Annotated in this window: 23 protein-coding genes and 1 tRNA gene; 13 read left to right on the plus strand and 11 right to left on the minus strand. The window is 65.6% G+C overall.

Annotation, left to right across the window (positions count from 1 at the left end):
* Positions 1–62 precede the first annotated feature (62 nt).
* The 3 genes from QMX83_RS04240 to QMX83_RS04250 all read left to right on the plus strand — a co-directional run bounded on the left by QMX83_RS04240 (position 63) and on the right by QMX83_RS04250 (position 2000).
* On the plus strand, positions 63–779 hold the full coding sequence (locus tag QMX83_RS04240; RefSeq protein ID WP_282295431.1) for an AraC family transcriptional regulator: 717 nt from the start codon (positions 63–65) through the stop codon (positions 777–779).
* 184 nt (positions 780–963) lie between these two features.
* Entirely contained in the window at positions 964–1524 is a 561-nt protein-coding gene (locus QMX83_RS04245; RefSeq protein WP_282295409.1) for an RNA polymerase sigma factor, read from the plus strand.
* The gene (locus tag QMX83_RS04250) at positions 1521–2000 is read left to right on the plus strand and encodes a hypothetical protein (protein WP_282295410.1); all 480 of its coding nucleotides are present in this window, start codon (positions 1521–1523) and stop codon (positions 1998–2000) included. The genes QMX83_RS04245 and QMX83_RS04250 overlap by 4 nt, the downstream gene beginning before the upstream one ends.
* A 376-nt stretch (positions 2001–2376) precedes the next feature.
* On the opposite strand, the gene QMX83_RS04255 is transcribed toward QMX83_RS04250, so the two are convergent.
* The 4 genes from QMX83_RS04255 to QMX83_RS04270 all read right to left on the minus strand — a co-directional run bounded on the left by QMX83_RS04255 (position 2377) and on the right by QMX83_RS04270 (position 5679).
* Positions 2377–2610, minus strand: coding sequence for a DUF2188 domain-containing protein (locus QMX83_RS04255; RefSeq protein WP_282295411.1), 234 nt, complete (start codon positions 2608–2610; stop codon positions 2377–2379).
* An 869-nt stretch (positions 2611–3479) separates the two neighbouring features.
* Positions 3480–4112: a type I restriction enzyme HsdR N-terminal domain-containing protein gene (locus QMX83_RS04260; protein WP_282295412.1), complete on the minus strand. Its 633-nt coding sequence runs from the start codon at positions 4110–4112 to the stop codon at positions 3480–3482.
* 428 nt (positions 4113–4540) lie between these two features.
* Positions 4541–4630: transfer RNA gene (locus QMX83_RS04265), tRNA-Ser, on the minus strand.
* A gap of 56 nt (positions 4631–4686) precedes the next feature.
* Positions 4687–5679 (minus strand): LysR family transcriptional regulator, encoded by a 993-nt coding sequence (locus tag QMX83_RS04270; protein WP_017357441.1) that lies wholly within the window; start codon positions 5677–5679, stop codon positions 4687–4689.
* A 123-nt stretch (positions 5680–5802) separates the two neighbouring features.
* Between QMX83_RS04270 and QMX83_RS04275 the strand changes: the two genes are divergently transcribed.
* On the plus strand, positions 5803–6390 hold the full coding sequence (locus QMX83_RS04275; protein ID WP_282295413.1) for an NAD(P)H-dependent oxidoreductase: 588 nt from the start codon (positions 5803–5805) through the stop codon (positions 6388–6390).
* 143 nt (positions 6391–6533) lie between these two features.
* Here the strand turns inward: QMX83_RS04275 and serS are convergent, their stop codons facing one another.
* On the minus strand, positions 6534–7814 hold the full coding sequence (gene serS, locus QMX83_RS04280; protein ID WP_282295414.1) for a serine--tRNA ligase: 1281 nt from the start codon (positions 7812–7814) through the stop codon (positions 6534–6536).
* Positions 7815–7925: 111 nt separating this feature from the next.
* Between serS and QMX83_RS04285 the strand changes: the two genes are divergently transcribed.
* Both QMX83_RS04285 and QMX83_RS04290 read left to right on the plus strand, forming a co-directional pair.
* Positions 7926–8555 carry an energy transducer TonB gene (locus tag QMX83_RS04285; protein WP_282295415.1) on the plus strand — a complete coding sequence of 210 codons (630 nt, stop codon included), beginning with the start codon at positions 7926–7928 and terminating at the stop codon, positions 8553–8555.
* A gap of 148 nt (positions 8556–8703) precedes the next feature.
* Positions 8704–9279 (plus strand): energy transducer TonB, encoded by a 576-nt coding sequence (locus QMX83_RS04290; RefSeq protein WP_282295416.1) that lies wholly within the window; start codon positions 8704–8706, stop codon positions 9277–9279.
* A gap of 55 nt (positions 9280–9334) precedes the next feature.
* Here the strand turns inward: QMX83_RS04290 and aroA are convergent, their stop codons facing one another.
* The 4 genes from aroA to QMX83_RS04310 form a co-directional block, all read right to left on the minus strand.
* Complete coding sequence (gene aroA / locus QMX83_RS04295; RefSeq protein ID WP_282295417.1) at positions 9335–10648, minus strand: 3-phosphoshikimate 1-carboxyvinyltransferase; 1314 nt, start codon at positions 10646–10648, stop codon at positions 9335–9337.
* 64 nt (positions 10649–10712) lie between these two features.
* Positions 10713–11876: a prephenate dehydratase gene (gene pheA, locus QMX83_RS04300; RefSeq protein ID WP_282295418.1), complete on the minus strand. Its 1164-nt coding sequence runs from the start codon at positions 11874–11876 to the stop codon at positions 10713–10715.
* A 52-nt stretch (positions 11877–11928) separates the two neighbouring features.
* On the minus strand, positions 11929–13014 hold the full coding sequence (serC, locus tag QMX83_RS04305) for a 3-phosphoserine/phosphohydroxythreonine transaminase (RefSeq protein ID WP_282295419.1): 1086 nt from the start codon (positions 13012–13014) through the stop codon (positions 11929–11931).
* A gap of 89 nt (positions 13015–13103) precedes the next feature.
* Positions 13104–13901, minus strand: coding sequence for an FHA domain-containing protein (locus QMX83_RS04310; protein WP_282295420.1), 798 nt, complete (start codon positions 13899–13901; stop codon positions 13104–13106).
* 116 nt (positions 13902–14017) lie between these two features.
* Between QMX83_RS04310 and QMX83_RS04315 the strand changes: the two genes are divergently transcribed.
* The 3 genes from QMX83_RS04315 (at position 14018) to QMX83_RS04325 (ending at position 16217) form a co-directional block, all read left to right on the plus strand.
* Complete coding sequence (locus QMX83_RS04315) at positions 14018–14293, plus strand: polyhydroxyalkanoic acid system family protein (RefSeq protein ID WP_282295421.1); 276 nt, start codon at positions 14018–14020, stop codon at positions 14291–14293.
* A gap of 77 nt (positions 14294–14370) precedes the next feature.
* Positions 14371–14862 (plus strand): phasin family protein, encoded by a 492-nt coding sequence (locus tag QMX83_RS04320; protein WP_282295422.1) that lies wholly within the window; start codon positions 14371–14373, stop codon positions 14860–14862.
* A gap of 293 nt (positions 14863–15155) precedes the next feature.
* A complete protein-coding gene (locus QMX83_RS04325) occupies positions 15156–16217 on the plus strand; it encodes a restriction endonuclease (protein ID WP_282295423.1) in 1062 nt (353 codons plus the stop codon).
* A 177-nt stretch (positions 16218–16394) separates the two neighbouring features.
* Here QMX83_RS04325 and hutC read toward each other — a convergent pair whose 3' ends face one another.
* Positions 16395–17123 carry a histidine utilization repressor gene (hutC, locus tag QMX83_RS04330; RefSeq protein ID WP_282295425.1) on the minus strand — a complete coding sequence of 243 codons (729 nt, stop codon included), beginning with the start codon at positions 17121–17123 and terminating at the stop codon, positions 16395–16397.
* A 37-nt stretch (positions 17124–17160) separates the two neighbouring features.
* The gene (locus QMX83_RS04335) at positions 17161–18543 is read right to left on the minus strand and encodes a formimidoylglutamate deiminase (RefSeq protein WP_282295426.1); all 1383 of its coding nucleotides are present in this window, start codon (positions 18541–18543) and stop codon (positions 17161–17163) included.
* 63 nt (positions 18544–18606) lie between these two features.
* Between QMX83_RS04335 and hutI the strand changes: the two genes are divergently transcribed.
* Genes hutI through hutU form a run of 4 tightly spaced genes read left to right on the plus strand, consistent with a single transcriptional unit; the run spans position 18607 to position 23883 of the window.
* Entirely contained in the window at positions 18607–19806 is a 1200-nt protein-coding gene (gene hutI, locus QMX83_RS04340) for an imidazolonepropionase (RefSeq protein WP_282295432.1), read from the plus strand.
* Positions 19807–19832: 26 nt separating this feature from the next.
* Entirely contained in the window at positions 19833–21374 is a 1542-nt protein-coding gene (hutH, locus tag QMX83_RS04345; RefSeq protein WP_282295427.1) for a histidine ammonia-lyase, read from the plus strand.
* Complete coding sequence (hutG, locus tag QMX83_RS04350; RefSeq protein WP_282295428.1) at positions 21371–22219, plus strand: N-formylglutamate deformylase; 849 nt, start codon at positions 21371–21373, stop codon at positions 22217–22219. The genes hutH and hutG overlap by 4 nt, the downstream gene beginning before the upstream one ends.
* The gene (hutU, locus tag QMX83_RS04355) at positions 22216–23883 is read left to right on the plus strand and encodes a urocanate hydratase (RefSeq protein ID WP_282295429.1); all 1668 of its coding nucleotides are present in this window, start codon (positions 22216–22218) and stop codon (positions 23881–23883) included. Before hutG ends, hutU begins: the two co-directional genes overlap by 4 nt.
* Positions 23884–23967: the final 84 nt, after the last annotated feature.

Here is a 23967-nt window from a genome sequence, read left to right on the forward strand (position 1 = left end):
ATTGCCGCAGGAGCCGTGCTTTGCGCTAGGATCGGACCTACGTGCCCTCCAGCAGATCGCCAGTGGATTCGATGGACGTCAACCTTTCCGGCAAAGAAATGCAGTCCCTGTTTGATGAACTCCCTGAAGTGGTGTTCTTCATCAAGGACCAGGAGGGACGCTACACCCACTGCAACATGACCCTGGTGAGACGCCTCGGGCGAAAGCAGCGCAGCGACGTAATCGGCAGAACGCCACTGGAACTTTTCCCATTGCCCCTGGGCGGCAGCTACACCATCCAGGATCGGCGCGTACTGTGTGGCGAGGTGATCGACAACCAGTTGGAAGTGCATCTTTATCCCAACCGCATGCCGGGTTGGTGCCTCACCTTCAAGCGGCCGGTATGTGACAGTGAAGAAGTGTCCGGCGTGATCGGCATTTCCCGCGACCTGGGACAGCCGGACAACAAGCACTCCGCGTTCGAGCGCCTGAACCGGGTGCTGGAGCACATGCAGAACCACTATGACGAGCAGCTGCGCGTGCAGTCCCTGGCCAATCTGGCCGAACTTTCCGTGGCGCAACTGGAGCGGCACTTCCGGCGCGTGTTCCAGGTGACGCCGCAGCAGCTGTTGACCAAACTAAGGATCGAGGCGGCGATGCGGTTGTTGCATGGCGAGGAAAGCATCGCCAGCATCGGCCAGCAGTGCGGGTTTGCGGACCAGAGCGCGTTTGCCAGGCAGTTCAAGGCGACGGTGGGGATGTCGCCGCGGGATTACCGAGGCATCAAAGGCAAGCTGTAACGAAGGATGCAGACCTCAACCGCGTAGGGACATGCCATGCGTGTCCACACTATCCTTGACCGGGCGTAGAGCCACGCCCTGCGTGGCTGAACCACCTCCCGCACGCGCCAAATCCCAAAACCCGCCATGAACCTTTCCCACCCCAACACCGACTACTCCATCAACACATGACAGGAGAGCGCAGGTGGATGCCCCGGGCCAAGCCCCCAACCCGCAAGACACTCTGGTCGTCGTCCGCTGCCAACTAGGCGAACGGGCAGCCTTCGATGATCTGATCGCCCGCTGGACTCCGTCCCTCCACCGCTACGCCCTGAAGCTGGCCCAGGACCGCGACTTGGCCGACGACCTGGTTCAAGACGTCTGGGTGAAGGTGCTTCGAGGCCTGGGTCGCCTCCGCGAACCCGAGCGCTTCCGCCCCTGGCTGTTCGGAATAGCACATCGCACCTTCGTTGACCGCCTCCGCATCCGTTACGCGCTACCTGAAGACGCGCAGGTAGACCTCAATGCCCTGCCCGATCCGCGCGCGGGTGAGGATCCGTTCGCATTGCAATTTGCAGTTCACCAAGGACTGGACGCGCTTCCCGTGATCGAGCGCGAAATTCTGACGTTGTTCTACCTCGAAGACATGCCACATGCCGACATTGCGACGGCGCTGGCCATACCGGTTGGCACCGTGAAGTCGCGACTGCATCGCGCCCGAACACTGTTGCGTCACCACCTCACTGCACTGGAGACCACGCCATGAATACCATGATCAACCATGCGGAACTGGAAGCTCGCCTTCGTTCGCTCACCCAGTGCACCCTGTCATCGCCCGCACGCTACTTCCATGTGGCGGTGCTGGTGCTCGCTTTGATCATGTGCTCGCTGCTGAGCGCGTTGCTGGTCACTGAAACTGCCCTGCCTGGGCGTACGCAGATGGCCTTCTCTGGCTTGCTGGCACTGGGAGCGGGTTGGGCGGTATATGCCGGATGGGCGCTGACCCACAGGAACACGCTGCTGGTGCATCAGCAGGTGGTGGCCGGATGGATGGCGGTGGGCGGAACCGGTGCGTTCTTCGTGTGTTGTGCGGTTGCTGCGTGGGTTACTAACGGCGCGTTGGCGATGGCAGCGCTGGTAACCGCTACAACTCTGCTGGGCGGGGCGGTATGGCTGCTGGCGCGCTCGACACATCGTCTGGGGCAGTTGAAAGCACTGCGCCGAACATTGGAGCGGGCGTGAGCGCATCGGTTGACACCTGAGCTGTGTGCCAGCGACGATGACGCATGAAATTTTCACCCAATGAAAGGCAACGTCTGCTGGCATTGAAAGGTGTAGGGCCTACCGTTGTCGCTCGACTGGAACAGCTGGGATTTTCGTCGCTGCACGCGTTGGGTGCGGCAGATGTCAGTTTGATTCTGGAGCAGGCTTCAGCTGCTGTGGGGTCTAGCTGCTGGAAGAACAGCCCGCAGGCTAGGGCGGCGATTGAGGCGGCGGTGGCGTTGGGTCGAATGTCTGCTCATCGACCGCCTGACGGCCCTCCCGCCCCGATCTGAACGGCAGTAGGAGAAACCAGAGAAGTTGATTAGAAGAACGGCCGCCGTTGGCGGCCATTCTTTCAGCGAACCTTATCCTTGGGTGGGCTAGGGTCGCTCCCATAGCTATCGGAATCGCGAATCTTTCCGTCGCGACCATGGATTACTACTTCGACTTTGTCTCGCCTTCCTTGGTCACGTGCCTGCTCCAATGCATCTGCCTGGGTTCGGTGAACGGAACTTGCCCGCTCTCCCCCTTCTTTCTTCACCGCCCAGCCTCCGGTATGGGGCACGACATGAATATCTTTCTTAGTCATAGCGCATTCCCTCAGATGACAGTGCGAGACCACGGCAAGATCGCTTCTTCGCGGCCAGAGCCAGCATAAACCCTGGCAGGCTACGCCTGCCAACGACACATTGTTCAGCATAGAGGTATCCGGCCAAGTTCGGCCTCCAGTGTCCAATGTCGACCCCAAGTTATCGGTGCGCCCCGTACGTGAATGCGGGGCTAGGACATCGCACAATCTCCAGCCTGAATGCGGAATCAGTCGCACTCATGGCCGGCAGACATAGTTAGTACTTGACTGTGAAAATTCTGCCACCCGGTCTACGCAACGACCACTCCACAGAGTGGCTTTGCCCAGTACCAGACTTGCAAAAGAGCGTCAACGGAGGAAGGACTGTCGCGCGAAAGCGACACGTCCGTTGAAGCTTTGTCAGACGCCGCTTGAATGGGTAACGAGGCTGGCTCGCAATGAAGTAGACGACGCCTCAAACCCATTCAAAGAGGCTTGAAGCGTTATGCAAAAGAAGCGAAAAAGAAGGCCATCCAACTGCCGTATTCGCGGGGCGTCCCCAGTGGAACGCCCAAAGAGAACCTCAGCAACAGAATGGCTTAAGACTATCCGCGCACTCGCTCCCGTTCTTGCTGAACTGCTGCGACTTATTTCATAGGATTACGAGGGTGTAGCCCCGCATGAATTTTTCGCGAACATCAAGACATCACTACTCGGATGCTAGTTCGACAGAAGCACCTGGAGCCGACGCTTCCGCTCCGGATTTTCCAGAGCTGGCACGAAGTGCGTTCCTGGCCGCTTTGGCGATCTTCTTACGCGCCTCATCTGCCTTCTCGCCTTCAGTGACTTCGCGCTTGATCACCTCATTCACCAGGACGGCCTTGATCTGATCAGCATCGATCCTGACATCTGGCGATACCCTCCGAAGCTCGCGTCGAATGACATCGAGTACGGGTTGCGTTTGAAGCAAGCATGGCCCCCACAAAAAAGCGAGAAAGCGCCTGCTTCTGGATGTGATACTCGCCCAGCACTGACCGCTGCCATCCCTCTTTGCACCAAAGGTAAAGCAACTCCACATCCCCTTCGGAACGCGGATTCAGCGCACAGAAATCAATCTCCAGCACCAATTCCTGATCGATCGGTTTCGCAAAGATAAGGTGGTAAACGCGCCACACGACACCATTAGTGAGCAGCACCCAATCCACACCTTGATTTGCAGCGTAGTCAATCGCCTGTTTGACGTGCTGATCCTTCAGCTCGATCCCAATCGCCTTTACCTCTATGAGGGTTTGCAGCTGTCCTTCTGCTTTAATCGCAAGATCGCAGTAGGTACCTCTGATTGCGTGTTCAGAAGTGACATCCGAGTACTTGTCGTAGCCGAATATGTCAGCGAGCATATCCTTGATGATTGTTACCGTATCTGCCTCACCCACATCTCTCGCCTTGGCAGCCGCGAGAATGGGCTGGTAACGCTTGATCCCTGCAACCAGACGCTCTGCAACCTTCTTCGGAACGGACGCCATTTCCTTCCCCTGGATTGTTTGCGTGGGCTGACTTTATATCCAGAATTCAACCGGCACAATCACGCAGCACTTGAAGAATGTCCGCGAGGGTAACTTTGGGGCTGTCCCCCTCCCGGGGTCCGGAAGGCCAACCGGGCTAGACGATTACCCGGGGCCAGCGCTATGACACGCATGGCGTGTCACTACAGCCAGATACGCCAAGCGCCCCTTTCGGGGCGCATGGCGTATCTGCTTGACGAACTGATGATTGGCCGGCGGCCTGGGATTGTTGGGTGCATCCATGCACCCAACCCCTCCGCTGCGCTGCGGGGCCAGCCATTCGGCTGTCCGGATTCGCTCCGGGCGAATCCGTCGAACCCGCGTGGGGTCGGCAGCCATCTCTCTCCGCCAGATACGCAAAACGCCCCGTTCGGGGCGCTTTGGGTATCTGGCGGAGAGAGTGGGATTCGAACCCACGGAAGGTTTGACCCTTCGCCGGTTTTCAAGACCGGTGCCTTAAACCGCTCGGCCATCTCTCCGTTCGGGCGGGCATTCTCGCATTTCCGGGGCAATTTTGCGCGCCCGGTTGGCGGAATCAGCCTGCATCCACCGCCAGGGCACCCAAAGCGCTGGCTTTGATCTTCTCTTTGGCGCGCTCGCAGGCTCCGCCGCAGTCCAGGCGCGAGGCCTCCAGCTGGGGCGGCAGGTGCTCGGCCAGGAAGTCGATGAACACCCGCACCGCCGGCAGCAGGCCGCGGCGCGAGGCGAACACGGCGTGGCAGATGCCCTGCGGCAGCGACCAGTCCGGCAGCACCACTTCCAGCTCGCCGTTGCGCACGGCTTCGGCGCAGACGGTTTCCGGCAGCATGGTGATGCCGAAGCCGTCCTTGACCATGCTCTGCAGCAGCGGGAAGTCGAATCCGGCCACGCGCGGCTGCAGGTCAACGCGGCGCACCGCACCTTCGGGGCCGTGCAGCTCCCAGCGCTGACGGGCTTCGTCTTCGCTGATGCTCAGGGTGACGTGGTTGGCCAACTCATCCGGGTCCTTGGGGCGGCCGGCGCGGTCCAGATACTTGGGGCTGGCAACCAGCAGTTCCTGCACCTGGCCGAAGCTGCGCATCACCAGGCTGCCGTCGTCGTCCAACCGCGAGCGCACGCGCAGGGCGACGTCGTAGCCTTCATTGATGATGTCCACCCGGCGGTTACTGATATTCAGCTGCAGGCGCACCTTCGGGTACTGGGCCAGGAACTTCGGTAACAGCTTGGGCAGCTGCATCTGCGCCAGCGAAACCGGCACACTGGCGCGGACCACGCCGCGCGGCTCGGCGCTCAGGCGATCCACCACCTCACGCGCGGCCTGAGCCTCGGCGAGCATGGTCTGGGCATGGCGGTGCACACTGGTGCCGACGTCGGTGACCGCGAAGCGGCGCGTGGAACGCTGCAGCAGGCGCACGCCCAGGTCGGTTTCCAGCTGGCTGATGCGGCGGCTCAGGCGGGACTTCGGGATGCCCAGAGCGCGCTCGGCGGCGGCAAAACCACCATGGTCAACGACCATGGCGAAGTAATAGAGGTCGTTCAGGTCGTGCATGGTGGCAGTTCCACATGTAGAACAATACGTGGCATTCAACCACCTTTATTCCAAATTGGCAACAACCTATCGTTCTCTCCGTCGGCGGCGCTGCCGCCTCCTCCCAGAATATAGGTGATTGCCATGAAGCTCCTGCATCTCGACGCCAGCGTCCTTGGCGACAACTCGGTTTCCCGTCAGCTGTCGGCCGCTGTCGTCGCACGATTCAATGAGACTGTCGAGAATCTCGACGTCAGCTACCGCGACCTGGATCGTGACCCGATCCCGCACCTGCGCAGCACCTCGCTGGCCCAGGCCGATGCGGCCGAAGCCACCGATGCAGAAAACGTGATGCAGCAGTTCCTGGCCGCAGACGTAGTTGTCATCGGCGCGCCGATGTACAACTTCAGCATCCCCTCCACGCTGAAGGCCTGGATCGACCGCGTGGCCGTGGCCGGGCGCACCTTCAAGTACACCGAGAATGGCCCGGTCGGCCTGGCCGGTGGCAAGCGGGTGATCATCGCCAGCGCACGTGGCGGCATCTACACCGATTCGCCGGCGGACTTCCAGGAGCCCTTCCTTCGCCAGGTGTTCGCCTTCATGGGCATCACCGATGTGGAATTCGTGCGCGCTGAAGGCATCGCCTATTCGCCGCAGCACCGTGCAGACGCGATTGCTGCTGCGCTGGCCAGCCTGCCGGCGGCCGAGTTTGAAGAACTGGCGGAAGCCTGATGTCTCCCCAGGGCAGGCGTTAAGTCCTCGTCGGACGCCCTGCCCGGGCCGGAACTCCCCTCCCCCTTCCGGCCCACCCTGCGGCCCCGCTTCGGCGGGGCCGTTTCTTTAAAAAACCCGCCTTGCGGCGGGTTTTTCGTGAGTCAGGCGATGGTGTCCAATCCGCCCATGTAGGACTTCAACACGTCCGGCACGGTGATGCTGCCGTCGGCGTTCTGGTAGTTCTCCATCACCGCGATCATCGCGCGACCGACCGCCACGCCGGAGCCATTGAGCGTGTGCAGCAGCTCCGGCTTGCCGGTTTCCGCATTGCGCCAGCGCGCCTGCATGCGGCGGGCCTGGAAGTCGCCGCAGTTTGAGCACGACGAAATCTCGCGGTAGGTGTCCTGCGAAGGCAGCCACACTTCCAGGTCGTAGGTCTTGATCGCCGAGAAGCCCATGTCGCCGGTGCACAGCAGCACCTTGCGGTACGGCAGGCCGAGCTTTTCCAGCACCACTTCCGCGGCGCGGGTCATGCGCTGGTGTTCGGCTTCGCTGTCGGCCGGTGCACACACGGTGACCAGCTCCACCTTCTCGAACTGGTGCTGGCGGATCATGCCGCGCACGTCGCGGCCGCCGCTGCCGGCTTCGGCGCGGAAGCACAGCGAATGGGCGGTCATACGCTGCGGCAGGTTTTCAGCATCCACGATCTCATCGCGGACAATATTCGTCAGCGACACTTCCGAGGTCGGAATCAGGTAACGCGGGGAGTCGCCGACGGCCGTCTTGAACAGGTCTTCCTCGAACTTCGGCAGCTGGCCGGTACCGCGCAGCGAATCCGGGTTGACCAGCACCGGCACGTTGGTTTCTTCAAAACCATGCTCGCCGGTGTGCAGGTCCAGCATGAACTGGGCCAGCGCGCGGTGCAGACGGGCGACGGGGCCACGCAGCACGGTGAAGCGCGAGCCCGACAGCTTGGCACCGGCCTCGGCATCCAGGCGCTGATGGCGTGCGCCCAGCTCCACGTGGTCCAGCACCGGGAAGTCGAAGCTGCGCGGGGTGCCCCAGCGGTGCTGCTCGACGTTCTCGCTCTCGTCCTTGCCCAGCGGCACATCGTCGGCCGGCACATTGGGAATGCCCTGGGCGATGGCGTCGATCTTCTCGCGCAGCTCATCCAGGGCCACTTCCGAAGCCTTCAGTTCGTCGGCGAACGCGGCAACCTCGGCCATGATGGCCGAGACGTCTTCGCCCTTGGCCTTGGCCTGGCCGATGGCCTTGGAGCGGCTGTTGCGCAGGCTCTGCAGTTCCTGGGTGCGCACCTGGATGCGCTTGCGGTCGGCCTCCAGAGACGCCAGCCCGGACACGTCCAGCTCGAAGCCGCGCGAGCTGCGCAGGCGGTCGGCAAGGTCGGCGGGGTTCTGGCGAAGCAGGGCTGGATCGAGCATGGCAGTCGGTTGGTTACAGGGTTGGAGGGGGATTATCGCCTGTTATGCACTTTTCTGCCGCCGGTTCATATCTGGCATGGCAGAATCGGGGGGTTCATACCGGTATGGCCCATGTCTGCGTCCCGCTCCTCCTCTGGCAAGACCCTGACCCTGCATCTGCCCGCGCACAGCCTGAAGATCGCGGGCATCGCCTTTGGCGTCGGCCTGCTGCTGTTCGTGGCGGTCTGGGCCACCAACCGCAAGAAGGACTTCTACACCGCCGGCCCGGCGCAGACCCCGCAGCAGGTGGCCGAGGTGGAGCCGCTGCCCGAACCGCTGGCGGCGGCGGCCGGTTCCAGCGACATGCCCGATGCCAAGGATCCGCCGGCCGTGGAGGAAAAACCGCAGTTGGTGGAAACCGCGCCGCCACCGCCGGCCGCCGTCCCTGCCCCGCTTCCCGAGGCCGCGCCGCAGGCCCTGGCACCGGGCGATCGCCCGCAGCCAATTGCCGACCAGTCGCCGCCGCCGACCTACCCGCCCGCCGCGCTGCGCCGTGGCGATTCCGGCAGCGTCGTGGTCCGCGTGGACGTGGATGCCACCGGCATGCCCTTCAACGCGACCATCGTGCAGCGGAGTGGCTCACGCGACCTGGATCGCGCTGCGGTGGATGCCGTGCGGCGCTGGCGCTTCGTGCCAGCACAGAGCAATGGACAGGCGGTTACCGGCAGCATTGAAGTGCCGTTTGATTTCAAAACCGATTGATTCATCGCCGCGTCATGCTCATGTGCAGGCGCGGCTCATCTAGCTGAACCTCATCGGGAATGCAGTCGCCGCGTTGACGCAGCGGTGACACCCACGCAACCGGAAGCGGGCAAGACTGCGGACGTCAACTCGACACGAGGAGTCCGCCATGAGTGTTACCCATGCCCACGACATGCACAGCTCGCCGCAGCAGCAGCGCGACATCACCGATGATCCGTCGCGCCGCCGCGCTTCTCCCTGGCTGTGGATGGCACTGATTGTCGCGATGTTCGCCGCCGCGCTGGTGTGGCTGCGCTATGCCAATCCCAGCGACACCATGAGCGCCCCGGTCGGCGAGCGCATGCTGCCGGCTACTGAAACGCCGGTCGCCACCACGCCCGCTCCAGCCGCGCAGCGCCAGGCTGCGCCAGCTTCCGAACGTCGCGCGGTCACCGCAGTGCGCAACCGCGATGCCCGTCCTCTGGCCAGCAATGCCAAGCCGGATTACCCGGCCAGCGCACTGCGTAACGGCTCGGAAGGCAGCGTGGTGGCCAGTCTGAATGTCGATACCCGCGGCCAGGTGACCGACGCCAGCATCGTGCAGCGCACCGGTTCGCGTGACCGTGATCTGGATCGTGCGGTGCTGAGCACCGTGCGTGACTGGAAGTTCGAGCCGGCCATGCAGAACGGCCGTGCTGTGGCCAGTGTGGTGCGCGTGCCGGTGGATTTCCGTACGCAGCGTTAAGTGCGATATGGGTGCGATGAAAAAGGAAGGGGCCATTGGCCCCTTCCTTTTTTGATCACGCCAGCGCCAACCCGAAACCCGCGCCGGTCGCCAACCCATCAAAATACGGGAACGACGTCGCCACATTGGCAATGTCATTGACCCGCACTTCGCCGCTGCTGAGCTGACCGGCAATCGCAAACGCCATCGCAATGCGGTGATCGCCATGGCTTTCGATGGTGCCACTGCCGATGTTGCCGCCGCCGTGAATGGTCGCACCATCCTCGGTCTCGTCGACCTGCACGCCCAGCGCGCGCAGGCCAGTGGCCATGGCCGCCAGACGGTCCGATTCCTTCACCCGCAGCTCGGCCGCGCCACTGACAACAGTGTTGCCCTGTGCAGCCGCAGCGGCGACGAACAGCGCCGGGAATTCGTCGATCATGTCCGGCACCAGTGCTTCGGGAATCTGCGCACCGTGCAGCGGCGCGTAACGCACCACCAGGTCCGCCACCGCTTCCCCGCCCTGCTCGGCATGGTTCTCCTCGGTGATGTCGGCTCCCATCAGGCGCAGCGCGGCCAGCAGGCCGGTGCGGCGCGGATTCAGGCCGACCTGGCGCAGGCGCAGCTCCGAACCGGGGATGATGCTGCCGGCGACCAGGAAGAACGCGGCCGAGGAAAAGTCTGCCGGCACCGCGATATCCGTCGCGCGCAGCCGCTGGCCACCGCGCAGACGGGCCTTGCCGGGCGAGAATTCAATCTCCACGCCGAACGCACGCAGCATGCGCTCGCTGTAATCGCGGGTGGGGTGCGGTTCGGTCACCGCAGTTTCGCCCTGCGCGTACAGGCCGGCCAGCAGCACGGCGGATTTGACTTGGGCGCTGGCTACCGGTGACACGAAATCGATGCCGTGCAGGGTCTGTCCCCCGTGCACACGCAGCGGCGGCGTGCCGTCGGCCTCGGTGTCGATCTTCGCGCCCATCTGTGCCAGCGGACCGGTGACACGACGCATCGGGCGGCGCGACAAGGATTCATCGCCGACCATCACCGAGTCGAAGGGCTGCGCGGCCAGCAGACCCGCGAGCAGACGCATGCCGGTGCCCGCATTGCCGCAGTCCAGCTCCGCAGACGGCGCTTTCAGTCCATCCACGCCCACACCGTGCACCACCCGCTGCGACGGCGACGGGGTTTCAATGCGCACGCCCAGCTGGCTGAAGATGGCCGCGGTGGCACGGGTATCTTCGCCTTCCAGAAAGCCGTCGATGTGCGACACGCCGTCGGCCAGCGCGGCGAACATCACCGCACGATGGGACACGGACTTGTCGCCGGGAATGGTCAGGCTGCCCTGCAGGGGCTGGCCCTTGCGGGCGATCCAGGAAGCGGAAGCGGTCATCGGAAAATCCTGTAAGGCCGCCCCGATGGGCGGCAGTCGTGCGAAGTTCGTAAGAGGCGGAAGATCAGGGCACAGCCACCGGGTACGAACCCAGCACCTTGATCTGCGCCGAATGCGCCTTGAGTTCGGCCAGCGCGGCCTGCATCGCTTCATCCTCGACATGGCCGGCCAGGTCGATGAAGAAGCCGTATTCCCACTTGGCGTTGTGCGACGGACGCGACTCGATGCGGTTCATGCTGATGCCGTGGCGGGCAAACGGGCTGAGCACGTCGAACAGCGCACCGGGCTTGTCGTGGATGAACACCAGAACCGAGGTGCGGTCATGACCGGAGCCGGGGAAGATGTTCCGACCAATCACCAGGAAGCGCGTGGTGTTGTCGGCATCGTTCTGGATCGGCTTGGTGACGACCTTCTTCAGACCGTACACGTGACCGGCACTTTCGCCGCCGATGGCGGCGGCGTCATCAGCATTGCGGGCGCGGCGTGCGCCTTCGGCATTGCTGGACACGGGAATCTTCTCGGCCTTGGGCAGGTTGGCGCGCAGCCACGACGAGGTCTGCATGAATGACTGCGGATGGCCGTACACCCGTTCGACATCTTCCAGCCGGCCACTGCGCGACATCAGGTACTGCTGCACGCGCAGCTCCACTTCGCCGCAGATCTTCAGGTTGGAGGTGAGGAACATGTCCAGGGTGATCTGGATGGTGCCCTGCCCCGAGTTCTCCACCGGCACCACGCCGAAGTCGGCATTGCCGGCTTCCACTTCCTGGAATACCTCTTCAATGCTGGCCAGCGGCAGACCCAGCGCCGAGCGGCCGAAGTGCTTGAGCACGGCCTGCTGGCTGAAGGTACCTTCCGGACCGAGGTAGCCGATCTTCAACGGCTCCTGCTGGGCCAGGCAGGCGGACATGATTTCGCGGAACACGTGCACCAGCAGTTCGTCGCTGAGCGGGCCTTCATTGCGGTCCACCACCATGCGCAGCACCTGTGCTTCGCGCTCGGGGCGGTAGTAGTCGACGGCCGCCGCCAGCTTGCCCTTGGCCTTGCCGACCTGATGGGCGAACTGGGCGCGTTCGGCAATCAGCGCCTGGATGCTGCGGTCGATCTGGTCGATCTTGGCACGCACATCCGACAGCACCGGAGCGGCAACGGAGGTAGAGGGTTCAGCCTTGGTCTTCTTGGCCGGTTTGACGGCGCTGGCCTTGGGCTTGGCAGGTTTGTTGGCCATGTCGGCTCCAGGTACGGTGGGGCCGCACGGGCCCCGATCAAAACGTAAAGTGTCAGCCGTTGCGCTGCTGGAAGTCGCGCATGAAGGCCACCAGGGCCTGCGCGCCTTCCACCGGCATCGCGTTGTACAGCGACGCGCGGATGCCGCCCACCGCCTTGTGGCCCTTCAGCGCCAGCAAGCCGGCCGCCTTGGACTCACTGACGAAACGGGCGTTGAGGGTGTCGTCGGGCAGGAAGAACGGAATGTTCATGCGCGAGCGCACCGCCGGCACCACCTCGTTGCGGTAGAAGCCGCCGGAGGCATCGATGGCGTCGTACACCAACGCGGCCTTGGTCGCGTTGCGGCGGGCGAATTCCTCCACCCCACCCTGCGCCAGCATCCACTGGAACATCAGCCCGGCCAGGTACCAGTTCCAGGTCGGCGGGGTGTTGAGCATGGAGTCGCGTGCCACGTGCGAGCGGTAGTCGAAGATATCCGCGCGCGGCTGGCCGGCGCGTTCGAGCAGGTCGCGACGCACGATCACCACGGATACACCGACCGGGCCCAGGTTCTTCTGCGCACCGGCGTAGATCAGCCCGTAGCGCGAGACGTCGATGGGCTCGCTGGCGATGGAGGAACTGAAGTCGGCAAACAGGGGCACGTCGCCCACGTCCGGCGTGTCGCGGAACTCCACGCCATGGATGGTCTCGTTGGCGGTGATGTGCACGAAGGCGGCATCGGGCGAAAGCTGCCAGCTGCTGCGTACGGGAATGTCATGGAAGCCGTTGGCTTCGCTGCTGGCGGCCACGTGTGGGGTGACGTAGTGGCCGACCTGCTTGATCGCGGTCTTGCCCCAGTGCCCGGTCACCACGTAGTCGCAGGTCTGGCCGGGTGCGGCGAAGTTCAGCGCCAGCAGCGCCTGCTGGGTGGTGGCCCCGCCCGCCAGGAACAGCACCGCGTAGTCGTCAGGAATGCCGATCAGCGTGCGCAGGTCGGCTTCGGCCTGGGCCGCCACCGCCATGAATTCCGGGCCACGGTGGCTCATTTCCACAATGGAGGCGCCGGCACCGTTCCATTCCAACATTTCCGCCTGCGCCTGGCGCAGGACCGATTCCGGCAGGGTTGCAGGGCCGGCACTGAAATTGAACGCGCGCGTCATGTGACACCTATGGGGCAAGATCCCTAGTATGCCGCAGCGCACCAGCCTTTAGGCCTTGCCGCACAAGGTAAAATTGGTTGCGTTTGAATCTATCGCGCGCCGAACAACAACAACAGGCTGATCACCCCGCCGAGCAGCAGTGCGCTGCCCAGCAGCCACGGCCAACGGCTCACGCGACGCGGCGCGGTCGGTGCCTCGGTGACGATTTCCGGCTCCAGCTCGTCTTCTTCCTCGCTGACGATGCGCTTGCTGCCGTCGTGCGGCACTTCCAGCACGAAGCGATGCTGCGCGTCGAACACCAGCTGGTCGCCGGGCTGCAGCCAGCAATGACGCACGCTGACGCCATTGACCCGGGTCGATTCACCGGCCCCCAGGTCACGCAGCAGCAGTCGCTCACCGTGCCGCTCGAGCCGGGCGTGCTGTTCGGCAAAGGCCGGGTCATCGACCAGGATGTCCGAATCCGGGCCCCGCCCGATCACCCGCGGGCGGTCCAGGGTGAAGCTGCGTCCATGGTGCTGCCCGCCCACCCCGCGCAGCAGGCGCGGGTCGTCGCCCTGCTCGTCGCTGCGCGCCGGGGCATGCTGCAATGCCTCGCACGGCCCCTGGATCAGCATTTCCACGCCGTCGGCGTAGACCGCATCGCCGGGTCGTAGCAGCGCCATGCGCCGGACCGGCCGGCCGTTGACGTGAATGCCGCGCATGCCGTTGGCCACCTGCAGCCACAGGCCGCGGTCATCCAGACAGAACTGGGCCAGCAACAAGGTGCCGACCGCTTCGCCGCCGAGCCGGACACTGCCGGAGGCGTGGCGCACGATCCGTTGCACCCCGGGCCGCAGCGGCTGGTCGGGGTGTTGGCGTTGGGTAAAGTGAACTAGCAGGTTCTGCACGCGGCGCAGCCTATCAGGTTGCCTGTCCGGGAAGAAGAAGTGTGACGCGCCTCTTGGCGGGATGGCTGACCCTGCGCACAATGCAGACCCTTCCCCGCCTGCCGCCAGGAGCGCATATGTCCAGGATCGATATCACCCACGCCCACGCCCTCAGCAGCGACGCCGCCCGCCAGGCCATCGACGCCATGGCCGCCAAACTGACCGAGAAGTTCCAGGTCCGCAGCAGCTGGGCCGGCGACGTGCTCAGCTTCAACGGCTCCGGCGTCGACGGCGCGATCAAGCTGGTGCCGGGTGCCGTCAACGTGGTGGCCGAGCTCGGCTTCCCGGTTTCGATGATGAAAGGCATGGTCGAGAGCCAGATCAAAGACGTGCTGAAGGAAAAGCTGGGCTGAACCAGCGCGCCGCCGTCACGCCGTTCAACGGTGGGGCTGGCTAGGATCAAGGGGTGGCCACTCACAGGAATCGCCCCATGACCTCACACGACGACTTCGACGACCGCAGCACCGACGACAAGCCCTCGCTGCAGGACCAGGCCGAACGTTTCTCGCGCAAGCTGACCGATTCGGCCCAGCAGGTCTGGCTGGCGGGCCTGGGGGCATTCGGCCGCGCGCAGGCCGAGGGCAGCCGCTTCTTCGACAATCTGGTCAAGGAAGGCGAAGCCATCGACGCCCGCAACCGCGAGCGATCCGGCGACGCCCCGCGCTGGCGCGACAATGTGGAAGAACAGCTCGGCGAGGCCCGCGAAAAGGCCGCAGGTACTTGGGACAAGGTCGAGAAAGCCTTCGATGACCGCGTCCAGGGGGTGCTCAAGCGCCTGCACATTCCGACCGCCGAAGAGATCGCTGCGGTCAACGCGCGCATCGATGCCCTCAACGCCCGCTTGAACCGGGCCGAGGCCCGCGCCGCGTCTCCGAGCGACGACCCGGCCCCGGGTTCGCACCAGTCGCCGGGCGGTGCCTGAGCGGCAACCGTACGCCGACGGATTGAATTGTTGCAAAGCAGCAGAACTTTGTTGACAATCGAATCCGACCCGCCAATCCCCGTGCTTGCCGATTGTTCCCTCCCCTCTCGGCTCCGGATTGGCGGGTTTTTTGTTGGGCCGCCCCGGGCGGACACAAAACTGAGACATGCGTCACCCAGGTGACCGACAGGTGCGGAACGGCCCGCAAAAAAAACCGAAAACGACACGACGCAGACAGGTGCGGGCGCATATACACTGTCCCGACGCACTCCGTGTTCATTCTCTAGCACCTCATGTTCTCCTGGATTCTGGCTCTGCTGCTGGCCCTTGTCGTCTGGTCCCTGGCGACCGCTTACTTCTGGCTGGTCAAGCGCCGCCGCAAGGAGGTCAAGCTGGGGCTGAACGCCCTGGCCGGCATGCACTGGCGCGACTTTTCCGAGATCGTCAAACGCGCCATGCGCGAGAAGCGCGGGCTGACCGACGTGCCCGATGAAGACGAGGACCACCGTGAGCCGCGCAGCGACTTCCTGATGGAAGATCCGCAGCACAAGCGCTGGCTGCTGGCCTGCAAGCACGGGCTGGCGTATCGGATCGGCCCGGCGGCCGTGAACGAGCTGGGTACGGCCGCGCGCCTGGCCGGTGCCAAGGGCGGCATCCTGATCACCGAAGGCCAGGTCCAGCGCGATGGCCGCGCCGCGGCTGAAAAACAGGGCGTTGAGGTCCTGGACGGCCAGCTGCTGTGGCCGATGCTGATCCCCTATCTGCCCGGCGACATGGAGTCGGCGGTCAAGAAGGCTGCGCGTCGCGAGGCAATCCGCCGCATTTCCATTGCCGCGCTGGGCTCGCTCACGCTGGGCCTGCTGGTGGGCATGAGCTATCTGACCACACGGATGGACGACGCCCCGGCTGCGCCGGCTCCGGCACAGGCCAGCGCGCCTGCAGCCGCAGCGCCGGTCGCGACCGAGACCGCCCCGCCCCCGGTCACTGCAACGCCCGCGCCCGCGTCGGCTCCGCCTGCGGCTGCCCCGGCGACGCCTGCACCGGTTGCCCAGCACCCTGACCACCCCGCGCCCGGCAGCATCCTCGGCACCGACGGCGACCCGGATGCGGCCACCCTGGCCCAGTACCGACGCGAGCTGGCCCAGAACGTGGGCAAGCAGACGGGGGTGCTGAGCGCGTTCTGGCAGACCAGCCAGACCCTCGCGGTGAACCGCAATGAAGAGATCGACGCGGTGTGGCCGCGGGTCTGCACCGAGGTGAAGCGCTATCCGGCGCTGCGCACCGTGCGCATCCAGCTCAACCCACGCCCGGGTACGGAAGAGCCGGTGCGGTGGAGGCAGTGCGCCACGTCGTGATGGTCTCCACGCGGTGTCGTTGATACGCGCCTTTACATTGAATCGCGCGGTTTCGTTGATACGCGCCGTTGCGTTGAATCGTGCGGTTACGTAGAGCGGGGCTTGCCCCGCTGCCGTTCGCGCGCCAAGAGCAGCCGGGCAAGCCCGGCTCTACGTGGCCCCACGACGCGTTGTTGATTAACGCGCGCCGGGCGCGAACCGGGCGACCAGGTCCCACGCATCTCCGAGAAACATCTGCTTGACCCGGGTGATCGGCTGCTCACCCCGCCAGGTGTGACGGTCAATCACCAGGCAGGCCGTACCGGCCTTGACCTTCAGCAGCGCGGCCGCCGGCGCATCCGCCCCCCACGCGCTGATGCGATGCTGGGCCCGCGTCCATGACACGTTCTGCAGCAACCAGCTGCCCGGTGCCATCACCGCGAAATCCACCTGCAGCGCTTCCGGCACGCCGTCTGGATTGATCAGACGGTGTTCCAGCGCAAATGGCTGGCCGTCGGCCAGATGCAGGCAGCGGATGGCCAGCAGCATGCGTCCACCCGATAACGCCATCTCGTCTTCGTTGGCCGGATCCGCGCGGCGATGCGCCCGATCCAGCAACTGATACCCATAGGTATGCCCACGCGCACCGACCGCCATCGCGATGTCAGGAATTTCCAGCGCCACCTGCTCCAGATGTGGCGGCTGGCGGGCCACGAACGAACCCGCGCGGCGACGGCGCTCGATCATCCCGCTTTCGGCCAGCGCGGTGAGCACCTTGTTCACCGTCATGCGCGAGCAGCCGTACTGTTCCATCAGCTCGTGCTCGTACGGGATACGGAAACCCGGCGGCCACTGCCCACTGAGGATGCGACCTTCCAGATCCTCACGAATACGCTGGTTGAGAGTGGGTGCTTTCTTGCCCGTCACGCGGAAATCCTGGTCTATCGAGTCACGGGGCGGGTGTTCAGCGCGCGGCATGCAGTACGCCGCGCAGCGCGGTCGCAAAACGTGCGGCGACCACATCGCGGTGCAGATGACGCCCCTGCCGGACCCATTGCCGGCCGCCACGCCACACCGAGCGCACGGCACCATTACGTGCGGCGAACACCCAGCTGTCAAGCCAGGCATCGCCCTCGCGCGCGATCAGCGCGGGGTGCTGCGGGTCCAGTTCGACCACATCGGCCGGCGCGCCCGGCTGCAGGTCGTGGCCCACGCCCAGCGCCTGCGCCGCGCCCTGCAGCGCCTGCTGGAACAGCCAGCGACCGCTGGAGATGCCTTCCTGTGGAGCCAAAACATTGCGTCCGCGCAGTTGCAGGCGCTGCCCGTACTCGAGCAGGCGCAGTTCTTCAGCCGCGTCGATCAGCACGTTGGAATCCGAGCCCACGCCGAAACGCCCGCCGCCCTGCGCGAAGGCCGGCATCGGGAACAGGCCGTCGCCGAGATTGGCCTCGGTGATCGGGCAGAGACCGACCACCGCCTGGCTGGCCAGCATGCGCTGTACCTCGTCGGCATCCACATGCGTGGCATGCACCAGGCACCAGCGCGCGTCCACCGCCGCGTGTTCGTACAGCCAGCGCACCGGGCGCAGACCGCTCCAGGCCACACAGGCGTCGACTTCCCGGGTCTGTTCGGCGATGTGGATGTGCACCGGACCGGTGTTGAGCGGCAGCAACGCCGCCAGTTCCTCGCCGGTGACCGCGCGCAGGCTGTGCGGGGCAATCCCCAGCACTGCATCGTCCTGGCCGCGCAGCGCCTGCCGGCATCCGGCCAGCAGCTCCGCAAAGCCGTCCACGTCATGGATCAGGCGGCGCTGCGCGGGATTCGGCGGCGCGCCACCGAAGTCCGCATGCGCGTAGAACACCGGCAGCAGGGTCAGGCCGATGCCACTGCCCTGGGCGGCCGCGGCAATGCGCGCGGCCATTTCGGCGCGGTCGGCATACGGGGTGCCATCGGCGTTGTGGTGCAGATAGTGGAACTCGCCCACCCGGGTGAAGCCCGACTCGAGCATTTCCACGTAGGCCTGCTCGGCGATCGCCTGCACCGCCTCGGGTTGCAGATGCGCCAGGAACCGGTACATGAGTTCGCGCCAGCTCCAGAAGCTGTCGCCGCTGCGCCCGCCGATTTCGGTCAGTCCGGCCATGCCGCGCTGGAAGGCGTGGCTGTGCAGGTTGCCCAGCCCGGGCAGCGCGATCGCCAGCGGGATGTCACCCTCCTGTGCCGGCACACCCGCGGTGACCTCCTGCAAGGTAGCGCCGCTGCCGACAATGCGCACATCACGGGCCCAGCCCTGCGGCAGCAGCGCGTGCTCGGCGTGGAAAGCGACGGTGGAAGCGGTGGTATCAGGCATCACTGGACATCCCAGAAGCGTCGCCTATATTGTATAGACATATGAGCTGATGTGGTGGCTGCTGTGCACTGTGACACCGTTTGGTCCCATGCCCATCTGATGACGCTGGAAGGCCCCGGCCTGGGCGTCATCGAGGACGGCGTGATCGCCGCCCACCAGGGCCGCATCGTCCATGTCGGTCCCGCCGGCAGCGACGCCCATCTGCAGCCGGCCCGACGCATCGACGCCGGTGGACGCTGGATCAGCCCGGGACTGATCGACTGCCATACCCATCTGGTCTACGCCGGCAACCGCGCCGGCGAGTTCGAGCAGCGCCTGCAGGGCGTGAGCTACGCCGACATCGCCCGCGCCGGCGGCGGCATTGTCTCCACGGTGCGCGCCACCCGCGCCGCCAGCGACGCCGAACTGCTCGCGCAGAGCCTGCCGAGGCTGGATGCGATGCTGGCCGAAGGCCTGACCACGGTGGAGATCAAGTCCGGCTACGGGCTCACCCTGGAAGACGAAACCAAACAACTGCGGGTCGCGCGGCAACTCGCGCAGTCGCGCGCGGTGGACGTGGTACCCACCTTCCTGGGCGCACATGCGGTACCGCCCGGGCGCGACGCCCAGGACTACATCAACGAAGTCTGCACCGTGATGATTCCCGCCGTGGCCGCGCAGCAGCTCGCCGAAGCGGTGGATGTGTTCTGCGAGAACATCGCCTTCAGCCCGGCCCAGGCCGAGCAGGTGTTCGTCGCCGCGCGCGAGCACGGGCTGGCGGTGAAGATCCACGCCGAGCAGCTCAGCAACCAGCATGGCGCCGCACTGGCCGCCCGCTACGGCGCGCTGTCGGCCGACCATATCGAGCACCTCGAAGACGACGGCATTGCCGCCATGCGCGCCGCCGGCACCGTGGCCGTGCTGCTGCCGGGCGCGTTCTACTTCACCCGCGACACCACCCTGCCCCCGTTGGCCGCGCTGCGCGCCGCCGGTGTGCCGCTGGCACTGGCCACCGACAGCAACCCGGGCACGTCACCGCTGACCAGCCCGCTGCTGGCGATGAACATGGCCGCCACCCTGTTCCGCATGACCGTCGACGAGTGCATTGCCGGCTTCACCCGCGAAGCAGCGCGGGCGCTGGGCCGCGCCGACCGCATCGGCCGGCTGGCGGTGGGCATGGACTGCAATCTGGCGGTGTGGGACATCCAGGCTCCGGCCGACCTGGTGTACCGCATCGGCTTCAATCCCCTGCACGCGCGCGTGATGCGCGGTGAACCTGTCTGAACAACGCTGTGATGTCTGGAGATTCCATGAGCAACACCCTGACCCTCTCCCCGGGCCACGTCACCCTGGAACAGTGGCGTGCCATCTACGCCGGCGCGCAGGTGCGCCTGGACCCAGCCAGTGCCGAGGCCGTCGCGCGCAGCGCAAAGACCGTGGCCGATATCGTCGCCAAGGGCGAGCCCGTGTACGGCATCAACACCGGCTTCGGCAAACTGGCCAGCGTGCGCATCGAGCGCGATGACCTGGCCACTCTGCAGCGCAATATCGTGCTCTCGCACGCCGCTGGCGTCGGTGAGCCGATGCCGGCACCGGTCGTGCGGCTGATGATGGCGCTGAAGCTGACCAGCCTGGCCCAGGGCGCTTCCGGCATCCGCCCGGAAACGCTGGCGCTGCTGGAAGCTTTCCTGCAACACGACATCGTGCCGGTGATTCCGTGCCAGGGCTCGGTCGGCGCGTCCGGCGACCTGGCTCCGCTCTCGCATCTGGCCAGCGTGATGATCGGCGTGGGCGAGGCCTTCGTCGGTGGCGAACGTCTGCCGGCTGCCGACGCCCTCGCCCGCTTGAAGCTGCAGCCGCTGGTGCTGGGCGCGAAGGAAGGCCTGGCCCTGCTCAATGGCACCCAGTATTCCACCGCCTACGCACTGGCCGGCCTGTTCGAGATCAGCACCGTGTTTCATGCGGCACTGGTTGCCGGCGCGCTCTCGGTCGAAGCGGCCAAGGGTTCTGACACCCCGTTTGACCCGCGCATCCATCAGATCCGCGGCCAGCGCGGGCAGATCGCTACCGCCGCGACGCTGCGCGCACTGATGCAGGGTTCGGCCATCCGCGAATCGCACCGCGACAACGACGTGCGCGTGCAGGACCCGTACTGCCTGCGCTGCCAGCCGCAGGTGATGGGAGCCGCGTTCGACGTGATGCGCCAGGCCGCCACCACGCTGGTGATTGAAGCCAACGGCGTGTCCGACAACCCGCTGGTCTTCACCGATACCAACGAAGCGCTGTCCGGCGGCAACTTCCACGCCGAACCGGTGGCCTTTGCCGCCGACATGCTGGCGATGGCCGTGTGCGAGATCGGCTCGATCAGCGAACGCCGCACCGCCATGCTGGTCGACCCCGCGCTGTCGGGCCTGCCGGCCTTCCTCACCCCGAAGCCCGGCCTCAATTCCGGTTTCATGATTCCGCAGGTCACTGCCGCCGCGCTGGTCTCGGAGAACAAGCAGCGCGCCTATCCGGCCAGCGTCGATTCGATTCCGACCTCGGCCAACCAGGAAGACCACGTCTCGATGGCCGCGCATGGCGCGCGCCGCCTGCTGGCCATGGCCGAAAACGCCGCCAATGTGGTCGGCATCGAACTGCTGGCCGCTGCGCAGGGCTGCGACTTCCACGCCCCGCTGCGCTCCAGCGACGCATTGGAAGCCGTGCGTCAGCGCTTGCGCGCGCAGGTGCCCACGCTGCAGGACGACCGCTACTTCCATCCGGACATGCTGGCCGCCACCGAACTGGTGCGCAGCGGTGCGCTGGCCGAAGGTCTGGCAGCGCTGCTGCCCGCCGTGGAGCCCCTGGCATGACCGGACACCCGGACTGGCTGCAGGTTCACCGCGGAGATGCGCCGCTGATTGTCAGCTTCCCGCATACCGGCACCGACCTGCCGGATGCGCTGGCCGACCGCTTCTGGTCGCCGTGGCTGGCACGTCGTGACGCCGACTGGTGGGTGCATGAGCTGTACGACTTCGCACGCGACATGGGCGCGACCACGGTGCGGTCGGCGATCTCGCGCTCGGTCATCGATCTCAACCGCGACCCCAGCGGGGCCTCGTTGTATCCCGGCCAGAACACCACCGGTCTCTGCCCGCTGACCACCTTCGACAACCAGCCGCTGTATCGCCCCGGGCAGGAGCCGGACGCGCAGGAAATCGCGCAGCGCCGCGCCACCTGGTTCGACCCGTACCATGCCGCGCTGGCCGGCGAGATCTCGCGGCTGCGCGCACGCCACGGCACCGTGGTGGTGTACGACGCGCATTCGATCCGCTCGCATATTCCGCACCTGTTCGACGGTGAACTGCCGCAGTTCAACCTCGGCACCGCCGGTCCTTCCGGTGTGGTGGACACCAGCTGCGACAACGCACTGGCTGACGTGGTGGAAAACCTGTGCCGTTTCAGCGGCATGCCGCATGTGCGCAACGGCCGCTTCAAGGGTGGCTGGATCACCCGCCACTACAGCGACATTCCCGCCGGCGTACACAGCCTGCAGATGGAACTGGCCTGCCGTGGCTACATGCACGAACCCACCGACGTGGACGTGCACAGCTGGCCCACCCCGCTCGACCCCGACCACGCCGCACCGCTGCGCCACACGCTGCAGCAGGTGCTCAACGCCTGCCTTGAATTTGCGAACGCCCGGAGTGCTGCATGAGCCGTCACGATTCCACCCGCACCATCATTGCCCCCACCGGCACCACGCTCACCGCCAAAAGCTGGCTGACCGAAGCGCCGCTGCGCATGCTGATGAACAACCTGCACCCGGACGTGGCCGAGCGCCCGCAGGAGCTGGTGGTGTACGGCGGCATCGGCCGCGCCGCGCGTGACTGGGCCAGCTTTGATGCCATCGTCGAAACGCTGAAGCGGCTGGAAGACGACCAGACGCTGCTGGTGCAGTCCGGCAAGCCGGTCGGCGTGTTCCGCACCCATGCCGACGCGCCGCGCGTGCTGATCGCCAATTCCAACCTGGTGCCGCGCTGGGCCAACTGGGACCACTTCAACGAACTGGATAAGAAGGGTCTGGCCATGTACGGCCAGATGACCGCCGGCAGCTGGATCTACATCGGCGCGCAGGGCATCGTGCAGGGCACCTACGAGACCTTCGTGGAAATGGGTCGGCAGCACTTCGGGGGTGATCTGGCCAGCAAATGGCTGTTCACCGGTGGTCTCGGCGGCATGGGCGGCGCGCAGCCGCTGGCTGCGGTGATGGCTGGCGCTTCGTGTCTGGCGGTGGAATGCCGCCAGAGCAGCATCGACATGCGCCTGCGCACCGGCTATCTGGACACCTGGACTGACAACCTGGACGAAGCGCTGCGCCTGATCGAGGAATCCTGCGCGGCCAAGAAGCCGTTGTCGGTCGGCCTGCTCGGCAATGTCGCCGACGTGCTGGCCGAGCTGCTGGCGCGCGGCGTCAAGCCGGACCTGCTGACCGACCAGACCTCCGCGCATGACCCGGTCAACGGCTACCTGCCGCAGGGCTGGACCGTGGAGCAATGGGACGCAAAGCGCGTGAGCGCCCCCAAGGAAGTGGAGAAAGCCGCACGCGCGTCGATGGCCAACCACATCCGCGCCATGCTCGGCTTCCATGCGCTGGGCGTGCCCACGGTGGACTACGGCAACAACCTGCGCCAGATGGCGCTGGAAGAAGGCGTGGCCAACGCGTTCAACTTCCCGGGCTTCGTGCCGGCCTACATCCGCCCGCTGTTCTGCCGCGGCATCGGCCCGTTCCGCTGGGCCGCGCTCAGCGGCGACCCGGAGGACATTGCCAAGACCGACGCCAAGGTCAAGGAACTGATTCCGGACAACCCGCACCTGCACCGCTGGCTCGACATGGCCGCCGAGAAGATCAAGTTCCAGGGCCTGCCCGCGCGCATCTGCTGGGTCGGCCTGGGCGACCGCGACCGGCTGGGCCTGGCCTTCAACGAGATGGTGGCCAACGGAGAACTGAAGGCCCCGGTGGTAATCGGCCGCGACCATCTGGACAGCGGCAGCGTGGCCTCGCCCAACCGCGAGACCGAAGCCATGGCCGACGGCTCGGACGCCGTGTCCGACTGGCCGCTGCTCAACGCCCTGCTCAACACCGCCAGTGGTGCCACCTGGGTGTCGCTGCACCACGGCGGCGGCGTCGGCATGGGCTTCTCGCAGCATGCCGGCATGGTGATCGTCTGCGACGGCACCGAGGCGGCGGCGAAGCGGATTGCGCGCGTGCTGTGGAACGACCCGGCGACCGGCGTGATGCGGCATGCGGATGCGGGGTATGAGATTGCGGTGGCGTGTGCGAAGGAGAAGGGGTTGGATCTGCCTGGGATTCTTGGCTGATTGCCTGCGGGCGGATCGTCTGCAGGAACCGACATCGGTAGCGGCGGGGGGGGGGGGGGGGCGGGGCGCGGGGGGGGGGGGGCG

This window comes from Stenotrophomonas sp. PS02289, assembly GCF_029960115.1.
Lineage (GTDB): Bacteria > Pseudomonadota > Gammaproteobacteria > Xanthomonadales > Xanthomonadaceae > Stenotrophomonas.